Origin of the sequence: Desulfatiglans sp., from assembly GCA_012513605.1 — a bacterium.
Taxonomy (GTDB): Bacteria; Desulfobacterota; DSM-4660; order Desulfatiglandales; family HGW-15; genus JAAZBV01.
In genome coordinates this window covers 1-17,242 of record JAAZBV010000124.1, presented here as the reverse complement: position 1 = coordinate 17,242, position 17,242 = coordinate 1, and the positions used below count along the sequence as shown (strand labels likewise).

Below are 17,242 nucleotides of genomic sequence, written 5' to 3'. Positions count from 1 at the left end.
CAATGGCAATAGGGTTTATACATCCTGCTATCATTATCCCTGAAAAGCTATTTACCACATTAACAGACAATGAGCTTAAGAGCATCCTTCTGCATGAGATGGCGCATATATACCATTATGACCAGGTTACAGGGATTATCAAACGATTTGTAATAACCTTTCACTGGTGGAACCCGTTTGTGTACATCATTAACAAAGAGCATGAACAGGCAAGGGAAGAGGTATCTGATAATTATGTATTAAATGAGCTTTCTCCAGGGGATTACTCAAGATGCCTTATGAATCTGGCAGAAAAGGTATCATTAATAAGCAATATACCATTTGCCTCTGGTATGGCCGGGAAAGGTTTTAACCTTATTAAAAGAGTGGAGCAGATCCTGTCAAAGAAAAGGAGTAATGCCATGAATACAAGGTTGAGTTTTAAGACAATAGTATTTGTGTGTATATCTGTTCTGACCTTCAGCATTGCAGGCATTCATGCACGGGTTAGTGCGGTGAAAAGTGATGATACTGAATCAGTGTCACAGGAACCACTTAAAGAGATAAATACGGTTACAACAACATATGAGGATCAGAAACCTGCAAAGGAAAATATACCAGAACCAAAAGCAGTTGATGAACCGGATATGTCGCAGCCAATACTAATCACTAAAACAACGCCTCAGAAAGAATTATTAGACATACAGACCCAGGAGAATAAAGAGCCGGTAATGGTCATAGCATCTGTTGATATGAATGCCATGAATAAGATAGAAAAGCCAATTGATATAGTCGATGTCCAATCTTACGATGAACCAGCATTAATGAATGTCGTAGAAGATAACATAGCACTGACACAAAATGAAACCGCGGAAGGCCCCAATCTGCACTCAGCCACAGTCCCCGATAATGCGATTTCAAATGTCACACCTGAAGATGCCTCAAATGATCCAAAAAAAGTGGATATTGGTACTGCAATTACAGATTTAAGCAGGCAAATAGAGGTGAATGGTTCTGATGCCGGGCTGTATCTTCTTCGCGGTAACCTATATATGGATAAACAGGATTATGAACAGGCTGTAAATGATTACACGAAGGCGATAGAGATATACCCTGATGATGCTGCAGCTTACAACATCCGAGGGCTGGCATATGTGAATATCTGGAAAGAATACTATGCGAACAGGAGTGAATACATAGACCAGGGAACGGCATGGGCTAATAAGGATGAATATAAACAGCGCATGAAGAGAGATAAACAGGCCGATCAATTCTTTAAAAAGGCTATAAAGGATTATAAAAAAGCCATAAAGATTGATCCTGAAAATATTTATGCGTATATCAACCGGGGCAATGCCTATTTAGCAAAACAATCATATCCACAGGCCATTGCCGATTATACCAGGGCTATTAAAATAGATCCCCAATACTCATTAGCATATTTAAGCAGAGGTATCGCACATCTCCAATTTCAATATGGTAGAAAATTCAGCAAGGCTATTGAAGACTTTTCAAAGGTTCTTGACCTGGATGGCCCAGATGCCGGTACTTACCTGCTTCGCGGCAATGCATATTACAGTGACGGTGAATACAGGCAGGCGATTAATGATTATAGCAAGGCACTGGAGATAAACCCTGATCTTATCAATGCGTATAACAACCGGGGGAGGGTATATGGAGAAATTGGTGAACTTGATAAAGCTATAAATGATTATAGCAAGGCTATAGAAATAATATCTGAAAGACCTGATGCATTTATCAACCCGATATTTTATTCAAAAGCGGGACAGGACTTAAATTCTCGTATTATTAATAGCACAAATAGTAATTCTAGTTATTTCCACTATACTTTTGGCCCAGAATCACAGATGTTTGAAGGTTTATTATCAAGAAACATGGTTCTTGAATCACTTGCCAGCTACATCAATAGAGGGCTGGCTTATGAAAAGAAAGGCCAGCTTGATAAAGCTATTTCTGATTTCAGCAGGGTTATAGAAAAAGATCCGAATAATGCATTAGCCTATCTATACAGATCTGAGATATACCGCAAAATGGGCAATGAGGTTGAATATAAAAACGATTTAAATATGACAAAGAAGTACAGTAACGAATACTACTATTTGCATGTACCAATAAATCGACCAGGCTATTGGGAAGGGTCTCCTTCCCCTGTATCTTCTGCTTATCACCAGCTTAAGAAAATTCTAAATTACGATAGTCTTCCCAAGGAGATTGAACCTAGTATTTTACCCGGCATCCCCAATGTACGAGAATAATTCCGGGGGTAAATAAATGCATAACCCCTCTTTTATATCGAATCAGGAGCTTGCAGGTTTTATTAAGTGCAGTTTTTTACTGTAAATAATCCGTAAATTTTATGAAGTGTACATATATAGTGTTTTGCACTAAAGTTACAGTAAATTCCGGCCCCTGATACAACACGGTTTGTAATGGCGGCCTTTCAAATTCTTCAGATAGTGTTTTCTAAGTATTTTGGATAGCAGGGCGTTATATGGTTGAGCCTTAAAACCTGATGACCTAACAGCCTTACAGATATTGCTATGCTGACCACAATTAATTAGAAGGGGTAAACCATGAGTACAATTAAAAAGATTTTTTTTGAACTGCTGCGTTATTTCTTCCTTACATTTGTATTGGCTTTAGGACTTATCAGCTGTAATGGAGATGGCGGCGGAGGCGTTGTCGATGAAGGTGACACAGACGATAAAATTGAACTGCATTGGCAGTTTGCAGCGGCTCCAATGGGTGATCCAGATATTTATGAGATACACATTGACCCTGAAAATGAAAATATATGGTATGTAACTTCGTGGAATGGAATATATATTACCAGGAATGGAGGGAATACCTGGGAAAACCATTTAAGCGATTTTACATTCGGGTTTGCAATAGACCCTGATTACCCCTCCAGAATATATTGCAGCTCCAGAGACAAAGTTTATAGATCAGAAAATAAAGGTATCTCATGGGAACAGATTTTTACTGCTGAAAGTTCAATTTATTCAATGCATATCAGCTCAATTGATGGGGCTGTTTTTTTAGGGTTGCATTGGGAGTATAGTAATACACCAAATGGTATTTATAAATCCACTGACCTTGGAGAAAACTGGAGTTATTATTCATTTAATGTCCCTGAATCAGGATTAATATGCTGGGATATAGAAGAAGACCCGGATAGCGGCGTTTTATATGTAGCAACAGAAATTTATGACCACCCTCAGCCCTACAATCCTCCTTTTTTAAGATCCGCTGATGGCGGAGAAACCTGGGAAGAGATATCAGCGAATTTACCCTGGCATGTTATAAAAATTCAAGTTCATCCTGAGACCCTGGAAGCATATGCCCTAACAGAGGGATCAGGGCTTTATAAATTATCTGATTCCGGTGACTCATGGGAATATCTGAATAATGATTTCTGGTCTACTTTATTGATTGATAAAGAGTATCCGGAAAGATTTTTTGGAGGCACTCATAATATTTCAGGAGGAGGCGCATTTTTATCAGTTGATACTGGGGCCTCATTTGATTTTGTTGGGCTTACTGATAAAACAATATCAAGTTTTTGTTTAAACAGTTCAAGCACAAAACTCTATGCTGGATGCTATGATTCCGGAATATATGTGGCCACTTTACAGTAACTTTTTTAAGATATGAAGGATGTGCCTCAGCAGGTCTAAAATTTCAATTATGCAGGTTGGGGTTTAAACCCAACCTGCAAGACTGATGAGGTATCAGTCTATCTGCTGTATCTCTTCCTGGACTCTATATAAAGCGAAGCAATCAATCATGCCTACATATTTGACACACTTTCAAGGTACAAGTATATTTCTGTCAAATGTGTAGGTCTGATAAACACCAATTATTTTTAAACCCAGCACTGCTGTATCGCGACAGGTTTAAAACCTGTCTCTACTGCTTTTTTAGAAGTATCTCCCTTATTTTTGCTGCAAAATCCTTTATCATAAAAGGCTTCTGTATGAAATGTACACCCTCATCCAACACACCGTGGTATGCAATTACATCGGCTGTATAACCGGACATGTATAATCTTTTTATGTCAGGATACAATGAGAGAATATTCTTTGCTAGCTCACGCCCGTTCATCTCTGGCATTACAACATCAGTTATGAGCAAATCAATATTTCCAGGATATCCTCGTGCAACTGATATTGCCTCGCCCGGGCTTCCTGCCGAAATAACAGTATAACCCATTCCCTCAAGCATCCGCCTAGTGAGCCTTAATATGGCAGGCTCATCTTCTACCAGCAGGATCACCTCATTACCGCCTGTAACCGGCTCAGATATATTCTCCCTTGCCTCACTCATATCTTTATCCGCAATACCGGGCAAATAGATCCTTACTGTTGTGCCAACACTAGGTTCACTGTATACGTTTATGTAACCATTATTCTGTTTTACTGCCCCGTAAACAGTGGCAAGCCCAAGTCCTGTACCAGCGCCTGTTTTTTTTGTTGTAAAAAATGGTTCAAACAGGTGAGACATTGTTTCTTGATTCATGCCGCACCCATTGTCACTTACTGAAAAAAGCACATATTTACCTGGGGGTAACCCATCATGAATGATACAGTAGTCCTCATCAAAAAAAACTTTGTCAGTCTCAATAATTATTTTTCCTCCTGAATTTATCGCATCACGGGCATTCACGCAGAGATTAGCCAGAATCTGATCCATCTGTGAAGGGTCTATCATTACTGGCCACAGGTTATTTTCAGGCTTCCATATCAGCTCAATATCCTCCCCGATAATTCTCCTCAACATCTTGAGTGTACCCTCTATTGTGCTGTTCAGATCAATCACCCTTGGCGAAATAGTCTGCTTGCGGGCAAAGGCCAGCAATTGCCGGGTAAGGTCTGCTGAGCGTTTTGCCGCTTTCATTATCTCTTCAATACTTTCATGTAAGGGGTCTTCAGGTTTTATTTGAATCAAGGTCAGCTCTGCATGCCCCATAATAACATTAAGCATATTGTTAAAGTCATGTGCAACTCCGCCTGCAAGCCTGCCAACAGATTCCATTTTCTGGGCCTGATTGAACTGTGCCTGTAGTTTATCATGCCTTTCTTCAGCCTCTTTTTTTTCTGTCAGGTCAAGGGTGATGCTCAGGATGGCCGGTTTACCTTCCCATTCTATCTTTTTTATGTGTACGTGCCCGGGAAATGTGGTTCCATCCTTGCGACGATGCATCACCTCAAAACTTGTCTCCCCTTTATCAATGACCACTTTCATTCGGGGTTTAATCAATTCGGCACTTTCCGGGGTTTCGATATCTTTTAGATTGAGTACCATCAATTCTTCTTTTGTATAACCGTGCATCTCAAATGCGCGCTGATTTGCATAAAAGGTGTTCCCATTAAAATCATGTACAGTTATTGCACCAGGGGCTATATCAACCATCTGTGCGAGAAGAGCGATATGTTCCTCTGCCAGTTTTTTTTCAGTAATATCCTGATGAGTACCCATCATCATCAGGGGTTCACCATCATTCGACCATGTTACAACCTTTCCCCTGTCAACAACCCAGACCCAGTGGCCATCTTTATGCATCATTCTTGATTCAGACTCATAATAATCTATCTCTCTGTTAAAATGTCTTTTAAGCTTGATGTTTGCTGCCTTCAGGTCATCAGGGTTACAGAACATCTCAAATGTCTTGGTGGAAACTGGGGATATTTCTTCAAGTGTATAACCTATTATCTCTGCCCATCGTTCGTTGTAGATGATCTCACCTGTCTGCACATTCCATTCCCAGGTGCCGGCATTGGTACCCTGAAGAATACCGGCCATCCGCTTCCGGCCATCCTTCAGGGCATCTTGATCGCGTTTTCTTTGAGTTATGTCATCAAATATGGCATAAACCTGAGATGGTTTTGTTTCTTCAGGCTGATATACTGGAATAGCGGTTATATAAATCCATATATACTGACCCTTTTCAGGGATATACACCCCCCTTATCACAGGCCCTACCCTCTTTCCTGTTGCAAGCGCTATCATAGCTGGGTGCTCCAGATCTGGCACACAGGCGCCCTCTTCAGAAATCATTCTCCACCTTGGGTCTTTTGATGTTCTCCCTCTCATATTTTCAAAGTTTAGCCCGAGAATTTTTTCTGCAGCAGGGTTGGCTGATGTTATATGGCCTTCAATATCCTGATAAATTACGCCTGATGACATTGTTTCAAAGAGTTGGCGATGTTTTTTTTCACTATCCCTGAGTGCATCCTCTGCAATCCTGCGTCTTGTAATATCTGTATGTGTGCCCATCATGCGAACAGGATTTCCCTTTTCATCCCATTCAACAATCTTACCCAGCCCCTGTATCCACATCCAGGAGTCATCTTTACGCCTGAAACGGAATTCAACATCAAACATCTCTGATTGCCCTGACAGGTAGCCATTTATGGCGCTCTCAGCTAAAGGCTGATCATCAGGGTGAACACGCTCTTTCCAGGAATTAAAGTCCTGCGGAAATCCCTGTGGTTCATATCCTGCCATACTATAATAGATGTCATCAAAGGAGGTCAGATTGCTTTTAAGATTCCAGTCCCAGATCCCCTCGTTTTTTATGGCCATGACCCTGTTGAGCCTTTCCCTGCTATCAAAAAGCTCCTTTTTGCACTCTTTAAGAAGGTCTTTCACCCCTGCAAGAGCATTAGGCTGAGCCAGGTCATCATTGCCCCCAACAACCGCGGGTTTGTCTTTTTTATTACCCATAATGCTCCAAAGGCTTAACTGTTAAAACCTGATGGAAGATTTCCACCATAAGAAACAAAACACTTTGAAATGCATATAATAGTAAATACGGCTTATCCAGTATGTCTCTAAATAAATCTACTCCCACTCTATCGTGCTTGGGGGTTTTGAGGAGATATCATATACAACCCTGTTTACTCCACGCACACTGTTTATTATCCGGTTGGAAATCTTTTCAAGAACATCATAGGGCATACGCGTCCAGTCGGCCGTCATGGCGTCAAGGCTGTCCACCACCCTGACCGCAATAACATTTTCATATGTCCTCTCATCACCCATAACACCAACAGTCTTTACAGGCAGGAGCACTGCAAATGACTGCCACACCTTTTCATACAGGCCCGCTGACCTGATCTCTTCTATTACTATGGCATCTGCTTCGCGCAGGATATCAAGCCTCTCCTTTGTGATTTCGCCCAATACCCTTACAGCAAGACCTGGCCCTGGAAAAGGCTGCCTTAGAACAAGCTCACCGGGTAGACCAAGCTCCCTGCCTAAAAGGCGCACCTCATCCTTGAAAAGCTCTCTTAAAGGTTCAACAAGTGACATGTTCATCTTATCAGGGAGTCCCCCTACATTGTGATGGCTCTTGATTGTGGCGGATGGCCCCTTGAATGAAACGCTCTCTATTACATCCGGGTACAGTGTACCCTGCGCCAGGTACTTTATGTTGCCAAGCTCCCTTGCCTTTTTTTCAAATACAGAAATAAATTCATGGCCTATGATCTTTCTCTTTTTTTCAGGGTCTGTAACACCATCAAGTTTGGTTAGAAACAGCTCAGAGGCATCAACAAGGTTGATGTTCATATTATACCTGTCCTTAAAGAGGTCCATAACCTCGCTGCTTTCATTCTTCCTTAAAAGCCCATTATCCACAAATATGCATATCAGCCTGTCGCCTATTGCCCTGTTTAAAAGAACAGCAGTAACAGTAGAATCAACCCCACCGGACAGGCCGCATACAACACGTTCATTACCAATCTTATCCTGAAGTATCTTCACTGTCTGCTTAACAAAGGACTCCATTGTCCATGATGGTTTGCACCCGCATATCCTGAAGAGAAAATTATTCAGGATTTTGAGCCCGTTTGGGGTATGGGCAACCTCAGGGTGAAACTGTACCCCAAAGAGCCTCCTTTTTGAGTCTGCCATTGCCGCTACCGGGCTGCTCTGGCTGCTGGCAATCGCCCTGAAACCCTCTGGCACCACATCAATACGGTTCCCATGACTCATCCAGACCTTTTCATCCCTCTCTTTTTCAAAGGAGTGAAACAGGTCTGAATCATCCAGGATCTTTATCATGGCATTGCCGTATTCCCTTGTCTCTGCCCTGCCGACCACACCGCCAAGCACCTGAGTCATAAACTGCATGCCATAACAGATACCAAGAATGGGGATACCAAGCACTATTATCTTTTTATCGGAAAGGGGGGCATCCTGTGCAAAGACATCTGCCGGCCCGCCAGACATGATTATCCCCTTTGGAGCAAACTCCTTTATCTTTTCTATGGAAAGGTTAAAGGGGTGGATCTCGCAGTAGACCTGCGCCTCCCTTACCCTTCTCGCTATTAACTGAGTATACTGTGAACCAAAGTCAAGTATCAGTACCTTATTTTCATAGATCCCGTTGCTCATAACTCTACCCTGTAGTTCGGGGCCTCTTTAATAATATCAACATCATGCACATGCGCCTCTCTCAACCCGGCAGTTGTGACCTGCATGAATCTGGCCTTTTCCTGGAGGGTCTTTATATCTTTACACCCGAGGTATCCCATGCCTGACCTTACCCCCCCTATAAGCTGGTAGATCACGGCAGAGAGTGGCCCCCTGTATGGCACCCTGCCCACTACGCCTTCAGGCACAAGTTTGTTCTCTGTCTTTACATCAGCCTGGAAATAGCGGTCTTTGCTTCCCTCCTTCATGGCCTCGATTGAGCCCATGCCCCTGTAAACCTTGTAGGTTCTGCCCTGAAACAATATTGTTTCACCGGGGCTCTCTTCAGTGCCTCCAAAGAGGCTCCCTATCATGATAGTATCGGCCCCGCCTGCAATGGCCTTTGTAATATCGCCGGAATATTTAACACCGCCATCAGCGATAATCGGTATATCATATTTTGCAGCCTCTTCGGTACATTCCATAATGGCTGTCATCTGGGGTACGCCAACGCCAGCGACTATTCTTGTTGTACATATGGAGCCAGGCCCCACACCAATCTTAACCGCATCAACCCCGTGATCTATGAGCGCCTTTGTGCCCTCAGGTGTTGCCACATTTCCGGCTATCAGTTCAAGGCTGCTCCATCTCTGTTTTATCTTCTCTATAGTCTTAAGAACATTCATTGAATGGCCGTGGGCAGTATCAACAACAATGGCATCAACATCCGCCTCAATGAGTTTCTGCACCCTGTCAGGCATATCAGGCCCTACGCCCACAGCAGCCCCTACCCGAAGCCTTCCCAGTTTATCCTTGCATGAATTGGGGTATTTCTTGATCTTCTCTATATCCTTAATGGTTATAAGCCCCTGAAGTTTGCCTGAATCATCAACAACAAGAAGTTTTTCTATGCGTCTTTCGTGTAAAATGGCCTTTGATTCCTCAAGGGTAATCCCCACCTTTGCTGTAGCAAGATTATCCTTGGTCATCACGTCAGATACATTTGCATTCATGTCCACTGCAAACCTTAAGTCCCTGTTTGTAATGATACCTACCAGATTGCCATGCTTTACAACAGGGACGCCTGATATCTTATACTGGTTCATTATCTCAAGGACTTCATATATCTTCCTGTCAGGTTCTATTGTAATAGGGTTAACAATCATCCCGCTCTCTGATTTTTTAACCTTTTCCACCTCAATGGCCTGGCGCTCAATGCTCATATTTTTATGTATAAAACCCATGCCCCCCTGCCTTGCCATGGTAATGGCGGTATCCGATTCTGTTACCGTGTCCATGGCAGCGCTTACCAGTGGTATATTGAGTGTTATATTTTTAGATAGCCTGGTCCTCACATCAACCTGATCAGGCAGTACGCTGGATTCATCCGGGATAAGGATAAGATCGTCAAAGGTATATCCGAATCTAATCTTATTAGTCTTGTTCATCTTTTTGCTCCCTTTAAATGAGATATTATTAAACCTTCAAGTATGTCTGAATAACTTACAGTCAGACTGTCTGAATTAAAAAATTCCATAATGGACATTACTGCAATAACACCGCTTAAGATTACCGCTGCCCTGCCTTCATCAATACCCTTGATCCTTAGCCTTTCAGTAATGGACATTGGCCTTACCATGCTGTAGATCGATTTTACCATATCCATTTCAAGGATTGCACCGTTTATCCTGTCAGGGGATACCTCTTCCTCATCAATATCCAGTGCTAAAGCCATCAGGGATGTTACTGTTCCGCCAGAACCTATCAGGAGAATATCAGCGCCTGTTTTTTTTAAGGATGACACATTATCTAAAATAATGCTATCAACATATAGTTTTAACTTATTTATTTCTTCCTCCAGGGGAGGATCATGTTTAAGATACTGCTCTGTCAGAACAAAGGCCCCAAGAGGAAAAGAGTAAACCTTTTTATGACCTCTACTATAAATGATTATTTCAGTAGTTGCCCCACCCAGATCAAAAAAGGCATCAGGAGACCCGTTAAGCTTCAGGGCATGGGATATCCCCATTAATGTAAGGGCTGCCTCGTCTTCACCCTTTATAACATTTATATCAACGCCTGTTCGCTCTTTGATCCGCTCCAACAGTTCAAGGCCGTTTTCTGCCCTCCTCATAATCCCAGTTGCAGCTCCTGCTATATAGCTAATAGGGTATCCATGTGCAATGGATGTAAAATGAGTGATGGCATGGACTGCCCTCTCCATTGCCTTTTCATTGATAACCCCAGCGCCATCCCGGGGAAATCCCTCTGCCAGATTGGTATAAACCCTTTTTCGAACTACATGCCTGAAAAATTCTGGGGGGGCACAGGTTTGGCCCAAAAGAAACCTTGCGGTATGGCTCCCGAAATCTATTGATGCTATATATTTTCCCTCTTCTGAAGGTGCAAAGCCAATCTTTTCAAACAACATCCTGACCTTTCAAAATAAAGTGGAAAAACATATCAGAACAGTCTATTTTTTACAAGATCATAAAGCTATAAACCTCAATAAAAGAGGGTTAAAAAAACATAAATTTCTAATTTTCCTGTCAAACTAAACAGAAAGATTAATTTTTTAAATTGTAATACATATAACAGAATTGGAGCTTGACTTTTTCCCTTGTTAGTGTAATTTTTCTTCCTCTTGAAGTAATAACACTCTAGCCTGAAAAATGAAAGGAATCTGATAGATGGAAAGAAAAACAGAACAACTAAAGAATGTCGCACTATTAGCCCATGTTAGTTCAGGAAAAACTTCACTTGCAGAGGCCATGCTTCTGAACGGTAAATCTACAAACAGACTAGGTCGAGTGGATGACGGCAGTTCAAACATGGATTATGAACCTGAAGAGATCAAGAGAAAAATTACTATCAGCACATCTTTCCATCACTTTGACTGGAAAAAGCATTATGTAAATATCATAGACACACCCGGTGATGATAACTTTTTATCAGACTCAAAGGCCGCTTTACAGGCAGCTGACGGCGCTGTCATTGTTATTGACGCAACAGCAGGTATAAAAATAGGAACAGAAAAGGTATGGCAGTTTGTAACAGAGAGGAATATCCCAAAGCTTATTTTCATAAATAAGATGGATAAAGAGCGGGCTGACTTTTACAAGGTGGTTGAAGAGGTAAATAAAGCATTTGATGTTAAAATAACACCTGTGTTCCTGCCTATCGGTGCAGAGGATAATTTTTCAGGCGTTGCTGATATGATAAAGATGAAGGCATTCATATCCAGCAAAGATGGTTCAGGAAAGTCCGACCAGGCGGATATCCCTGCTGACATGGCTGACACGATAGATGAATGGCGTGAGCAGATGATTGAAAATACAGTAGAGGCCAATGACGAACTCATGGAGAAATACCTTGAAGGCCAGGAACTTGACCCAAAGGAAATAGAAAAGACCTTTTATGAAGGGGTTAAATCAGGTCATATTATCCCGGTTCTGTGTGGTTCTGCAACAGGCAACATCGGCGTTACACAGCTTATGGACCTTATTGTCCAGGGGTTTCCAGGCCCATCTGACGGGACGGCCAAAGAGGGTAAAAAACCAAGATCAGAAGAGACCATCAAAAGAAAATCTACAGAAGATGAACCTTTCTCAGCTCTTGTTTTTAAGACCCTTGCAGACCCGTTTGCAGGCAAACTCAGTATAATAAAGGTGATCTCAGGTACTGTTGATTCGGATTCAACCGTGTATAACTCCACAAAGGATACAAAGGAAAAACTCGGTTCACTCTATGTTATGGAGGGCAAGAAACAGCAGGCGGTTGATAAGGCCATTGCAGGAGATATTATAGCGCTTGCAAAACTCAGGGAGACCATGACCGGCGATACGCTCTGTATAGAAAACAACCCGATTATTTACAAGGCTACCGAACCGCTTCGTCCTGTGATCTCATATGCAGTTGAGGCCAAAAATGCCGGCGCTGAAGACAAGCTGTACTCTTCACTTACCAGGCTTCTCGAAGAAGACCCGACCCTGAGGCTTGAAAGAGACCAGACAACAGCCGATATAATAGTATCAGGCACAGGACAGATTCACCTTGAAACCACCTGTGAAAAATTGAGCCGCAAGTTTGGTGTTGAGGTAAACCTTAAACCGGTAAAGGTGCCCTACAGGGAAACCATTAAAAAGGCGGCAAAGGGAATAGTCTACCGCCATAAGAAACAGTCGGGCGGCCGCGGCCAGTTTGCAGAGGTGCATTTTGACCTCTTCCCAAAAGAGAGAGGTGAAGGTTTCGAGTTTGATGAAGCCCTGGTAGGTATGAACGTGCCAAGGAACTTTGTCCCTGCCGTTGAAAAGGGCCTTCATGAGGCCATCATAAAAGGCAGTCTGGCAGGATTTCCTGTTGTGGACTTAAGGGTAAGGTTTTATGACGGCAAATCACATGAAGTTGACTCATCAGAAATGGCCTTTAAGATTGCAGCTCTCATGTGCTTTAGAAAGGGTGTTGAGGAGGCCACGCCTATCCTGCTTGAACCCATAATGAAGCTGGAGGTAATAGTCCCTGAAGAATACATGGGCGATGTAATGGGTGACCTTAACAGCAGAAGAGGCAGGGTGCTTGGTATGGACAGCGAAGGGAAATACCAGGTTATCAAGGCACAGGCGCCCATGTCTGAAATACTTAAATATGCTCTTGACCTCAATGCAATAACCGCAGGAAGGGGTTCATTCAGGGTGGAGCATTCCCACTATGATGAAGTGCCTGCAAGCCTGATGGATAAGATAATAGCCGAGCATAAGAAGGAAGCAGAAGTAGAATAATAAGAAGTCCACAGGAAATTTAGAATATAATGGAAGAGATCAGGTTTAAAGCGGGTGTTCTTACCATGAGTGATAAGGGCTCCCGCGGTGAAAGGGTTGATGAAAGCGGAGCGCTTGCCAGCCATATGCTTGAAGCGGACGGTTTTGAGATAGCCGAATATAAAATCGTCCCTGATAAGGTAGAAGATATAACAAGGGCCATAAAGGATTGGTGCGACATCAAAAAACTTTCGCTCATTGTTACTTCAGGCGGAACCGGTTTAAGTCCAACAGATGTTACCCCTAAGGCCATGTTAAAGGTCATGGATTTTGAGGTGCCCGGCATGGCCGAGGCAATGAGGGCGGAAAGCCTAAAAAAAACCCCTCATGCAATGATCTCAAGGGCAATGGCCGGTGTACGCGGCAGCACCCTTATTGTCAACCTTCCCGGCAGCCCAAAAGGGGTAAAGGAAAACCTTGCTGTTATACTCCCCGCACTCAAACATGCCATTTCAAAACTTTCAGGGGACACGGCTGACTGCGCCTCCCCTATGAAATAGCTATATCAAATTGATATTATTAGAAATAATTTTGTTTTAAACCTGTCATTGAAAATCCAGTCTGAATGATTAATTTCAGGCCATGACAGGGGGTTGGCTTTGATATCCCTGTCACACACGGTCCCTGAGTTTTTCACCCTCCTTTCTCCCCTCAGGGACCCCTCCCCTAATCCAAAGAGAATAAAACAGTGTTAAAAAATACTATCATTTTTAAAACAGATTTAGTATGGTTGCGCTGTTTTTCCGGCACATAAATTTTGCCAATAGCCGGTAACACATTGAATAATTTTTCATAATCCAACTATACTGGAGAATCTGTAATGAGTATTGATCACAAGCCGGTTTTTTTCCGCATATATATTCCAGCCATATTTCTATTTGTCTTTTCTGCCTGTTTTATGATTTTAGTTTCAAAAACAACCTCTGCCCTGGATAAAAAGGAGCCTGAAGAATTAACACAGATAAAAGAGAGCCATGAGATTATCATTATCGATAATAATGGCTACAGGACGGACAGAAAAGGACCGTCCCGGTTTGAACATGTGAAACATGCCAGGGATTATAAGATCTCATGCTGGGAATGTCACCATGATTATAAAGATGGTAAGAATATCTGGTCTCCATGGGGTGAGATAAAAAAATGTTCAGATTGTCATGACCCTCTTGAAAAGATAGAGAACAGGCCAGGGCTTCAGGCTGCGTATCATAAAAACTGCAAGGTCTGCCATAATGAAAAAAGGATATTCAAGGATGACAACCTGGCCTACAGGAAATGTACCACCTGCCATAATATCACCCCCCAATAAGTTGATTTGCCATAACAGGGGTATCAGAATATATCTGACGCCCCTGTAATATTATCCTTTATCTCATTTAAAATTTCATCAAATGAATCAGGGCCTATACTGAGCAGCCTTGTGGATTCAAGCTTAGCCAGATCAGGTTCAATATCAAATATCCCGTATCCGAGCCTGTATGCCATGTTAAAGGCAAGATTTACAATAAGCGCCTCTTTTGGTGTATTTGCATTAAACCCCTGGCCCTCATGAAGAAGAATTATCTTTATAAAATCATCCGAGAAACCCCACCTTTTAACTATGGCAGCGCCGAACTCCGCATGAACCTTTTTTGCAACAGGGTATATTTCATTTATCTTTGATGCATCACTGTCAAAAAAACTGCTGTCAAGATGCCTTAACAAAAGCACCATGCCGATATCGTGTGTAAGTCCCAGCAGAAACAGATAATCCGCCTTATCAATCTGAAGCCTCTGTGCAATGCTCTTTGCGCCATAGGCAGAGGCAAGGGAGTGCATCCACTGTCTTTCCATAAGAGACTGAAGCACCGGGTCCTTTGTATCATAAAGATTTTTATTCGTGATTGCATTAACGATACTCCCTGTCTCCCTGAAACCCAGCCTCATGATTGCCTTATCAAGGGTAGTTATCTTTTCTGCACCCCTGTAAAAAGGCGAATTTGCCCCTGCAATTATCCTGATAGATATGACAGAGTCCTTCTCAATGGCCTTTGCAAGCTCATCAATCGTGGAGTTAGGGCTAATCATCACCTTTCTCACATCATCAATGATCTGAGGGAGCACGGGCAGTTCTATATTCCCGGTTTTGAATCTATGAACAATCCTCTGGATGCTCTCCTTCAACATTTTTTTATCTTCTTCAGTAATAGTATCCCTGAATTCAGATACAGAATCCTTTTGTACGGGCTCGCCTCCTGCAACCTTTGTATCCTCTCCGGGTGTTGAGATACCAAGTTTGTGCAGTTTTTTCAGAATTATCTCCCTGTCAAAGGGTTTTGAAATGTAATCATCACAACCCATCTGAACACATGCAAGAATAGTCTCTCTGTCTTTCTGGCTTGAAGACATAAGTATCTTGACCCTCTTGTCTTTTGGAACCTTCTTTTCATTCTCAAGCGCCCTTATAGTTTGCAATACCTTTTTTCCATCCATCTCAGGCATTGAGATATCAAGGGTTAAAAGATCAAAGGGCGCCCAGTCTTCCCATCCCTTCCTGTAGATTGACAATGCCTCCAGACCGTTTTTGGCCTCATGGCACTCCGCATACTGAGACAGTAGTTTTATCAATATCTGCCTGCTTACTGAATCATCATCAACAATAAGGAATTTCATAGATTATATCCTTTTTATAGAGGAATGTTTCCATGTTTCTTTACCGGATTTGTATCGATTTTATCCTTAAGCATCCTGAGTGCATTAATAACCCTTGGCCTGGTAGTGGCCGGCTCAATTATATCATCAATATAACCACGCTTTGCCGCAACAATAGGGTTGGCAACCAGTTCTGAGTATTCCCTCTCTTTTTCTGCAAGAAAAACGTCATGGTCTGCGCTGTAATAGTTGTTATAGAGTACTTCAACCGCGCCTTTTGCGCCCATAACCGCTATTTCGGCTGTAGGCCATGCATAGTTTATATCACCCCTTAAATGCTTTGATGACATCACGCAGTATGCCCCGCCATACGCCTTTCGAGTAATGATAGTAACCTTAGGTACAGTGGCCTCAGCGTATGCATAAAGCATCTTTGCGCCGTTCCTGATGATCCCGTTATACTCCTGTGCTGTTCCAGGAAGAAAACCCGGAACATCGACAAAGGTAATAACCGGGATATTGAAACAGTCACAAAACCTCACAAATCTTGCACCCTTAACAGATGCATTATTATCAAGCACCCCAGCCAGAAACCGTGGCTGATTGGCAATAATACCAACCGGGAACCCTCCATATCTTGCAAACCCCACTATAAGATTAGTGGCATATTTTGCATGCACCTCAAGAAATATTGAGCTATCAACCGTCATTTTTATGATCTGTTTCATATCATAGACCTTGCTGGAAATTTCCGGTATGATCCTGTTGAGCTCCTTGTCTGTCCTGTCAGATGGATCACTGCTCTCAATGAAAGGCGGGTTTTCCCTGTTGTTCTGGGGAAAATATGAAAGCATATCCTTTACAAACTCTATAGCCTCGTGATCCGATGAAACAGCGTGATGGGCAACACCGCTCCTGGTCGTATGAATATAGGCGCCTCCAAGGTCTTCTGTGCTGACATTCTCGTGAGTAACAGCCTTTATAACCCTTGGCCCTGTAAGAAACATATACCCTTTTTCCTTTACCATTATTGTAAAATCAGTAAGAGCAGGAGAATAGACAGCGCCGCCTGCGCACGGCCCGAAAATAATCGAGATCTGGGGTATAACCCCTGAACTCATTACATTTCTTAAGAAGATATCAGAATAACCTGCCAGGCTTTCAATACCCTCCTGAATCCTTGCACCCCCAGAATCATTGAACCCGATAACAGGGGCGCCATTTTTTACTGCAAGATCCATAATCTTGCATATCTTTTCGGCAAAGGTCTCTGAAAGGCTGCCTCCAAAAACAGTCATGTCATGAGAAAAGACAAATACCTGCCTTCCATTAACAGTCCCATGACCTGTAACCACACCATCGCCCAGGAATTCCCTGCT

At 42.6% G+C, this 17,242-nt stretch carries 11 protein-coding genes; 5 read left to right on the top strand and 6 right to left on the bottom strand.

All coding sequences use genetic code 11. The features are described 5' to 3' along the window. On the top strand, positions 1 to 2,255 hold a 2,255-nt coding region (locus GX654_16750; protein NLD38511.1), incomplete at its 5' end, for a tetratricopeptide repeat protein. Positions 2,256 to 2,573: 318 nt separating this feature from the next. Beyond that, positions 2,574 to 3,638, top strand: coding sequence for a hypothetical protein (locus GX654_16745; protein NLD38510.1), 1,065 nt, complete (start codon positions 2,574 to 2,576; stop codon positions 3,636 to 3,638). A 271-nt stretch (positions 3,639 to 3,909) separates the two neighbouring features. Here the strand turns inward: GX654_16745 and GX654_16740 are convergent, their stop codons facing one another. The 4 genes from GX654_16740 to GX654_16725 form a co-directional block, all read right to left on the bottom strand. Further along, positions 3,910 to 6,726: a PAS domain S-box protein gene (locus GX654_16740; protein NLD38509.1), complete on the bottom strand. Its 2,817-nt coding sequence runs from the start codon at positions 6,724 to 6,726 to the stop codon at positions 3,910 to 3,912. 117 nt (positions 6,727 to 6,843) lie between these two features. Continuing rightward, positions 6,844 to 8,400, bottom strand: a complete 1,557-nt coding sequence (gene guaA / locus GX654_16735; protein ID NLD38508.1) for a glutamine-hydrolyzing GMP synthase — start codon at positions 8,398 to 8,400, stop codon at positions 6,844 to 6,846. Further along, positions 8,397 to 9,866 (bottom strand): IMP dehydrogenase, encoded by a 1,470-nt coding sequence (gene guaB / locus GX654_16730; GenBank protein ID NLD38507.1) that lies wholly within the window; start codon positions 9,864 to 9,866, stop codon positions 8,397 to 8,399. Before guaB ends, guaA begins: the two co-directional genes overlap by 4 nt. Next, on the bottom strand, positions 9,863 to 10,849 hold the full coding sequence (locus tag GX654_16725) for a hypothetical protein (GenBank protein NLD38506.1): 987 nt from the start codon (positions 10,847 to 10,849) through the stop codon (positions 9,863 to 9,865). Before GX654_16725 ends, guaB begins: the two co-directional genes overlap by 4 nt. A gap of 259 nt (positions 10,850 to 11,108) precedes the next feature. On the opposite strand from GX654_16725, the gene fusA reads away from it, so the two are divergent. The 3 genes from fusA (at position 11,109) to GX654_16710 (ending at position 14,541) form a co-directional block, all read left to right on the top strand. Continuing rightward, positions 11,109 to 13,196, top strand: a complete 2,088-nt coding sequence (gene fusA / locus GX654_16720; GenBank protein ID NLD38505.1) for an elongation factor G — start codon at positions 11,109 to 11,111, stop codon at positions 13,194 to 13,196. Positions 13,197 to 13,225: 29 nt separating this feature from the next. Further along, on the top strand, positions 13,226 to 13,735 hold the full coding sequence (locus tag GX654_16715) for a MogA/MoaB family molybdenum cofactor biosynthesis protein (GenBank protein NLD38504.1): 510 nt from the start codon (positions 13,226 to 13,228) through the stop codon (positions 13,733 to 13,735). 320 nt (positions 13,736 to 14,055) lie between these two features. Then, the gene (locus GX654_16710; GenBank protein NLD38503.1) at positions 14,056 to 14,541 is read left to right on the top strand and encodes a cytochrome c3 family protein; all 486 of its coding nucleotides are present in this window, start codon (positions 14,056 to 14,058) and stop codon (positions 14,539 to 14,541) included. A gap of 23 nt (positions 14,542 to 14,564) precedes the next feature. Here the strand turns inward: GX654_16710 and GX654_16705 are convergent, their stop codons facing one another. Next, positions 14,565 to 15,884, bottom strand: a complete 1,320-nt coding sequence (locus tag GX654_16705) for an HDOD domain-containing protein (GenBank protein ID NLD38502.1) — start codon at positions 15,882 to 15,884, stop codon at positions 14,565 to 14,567. A gap of 14 nt (positions 15,885 to 15,898) precedes the next feature. Next, the coding region (locus tag GX654_16700; protein ID NLD38501.1) for an acyl-CoA carboxylase subunit beta at positions 15,899 to 17,242 on the bottom strand (1,344 nt) is incomplete at its 5' end.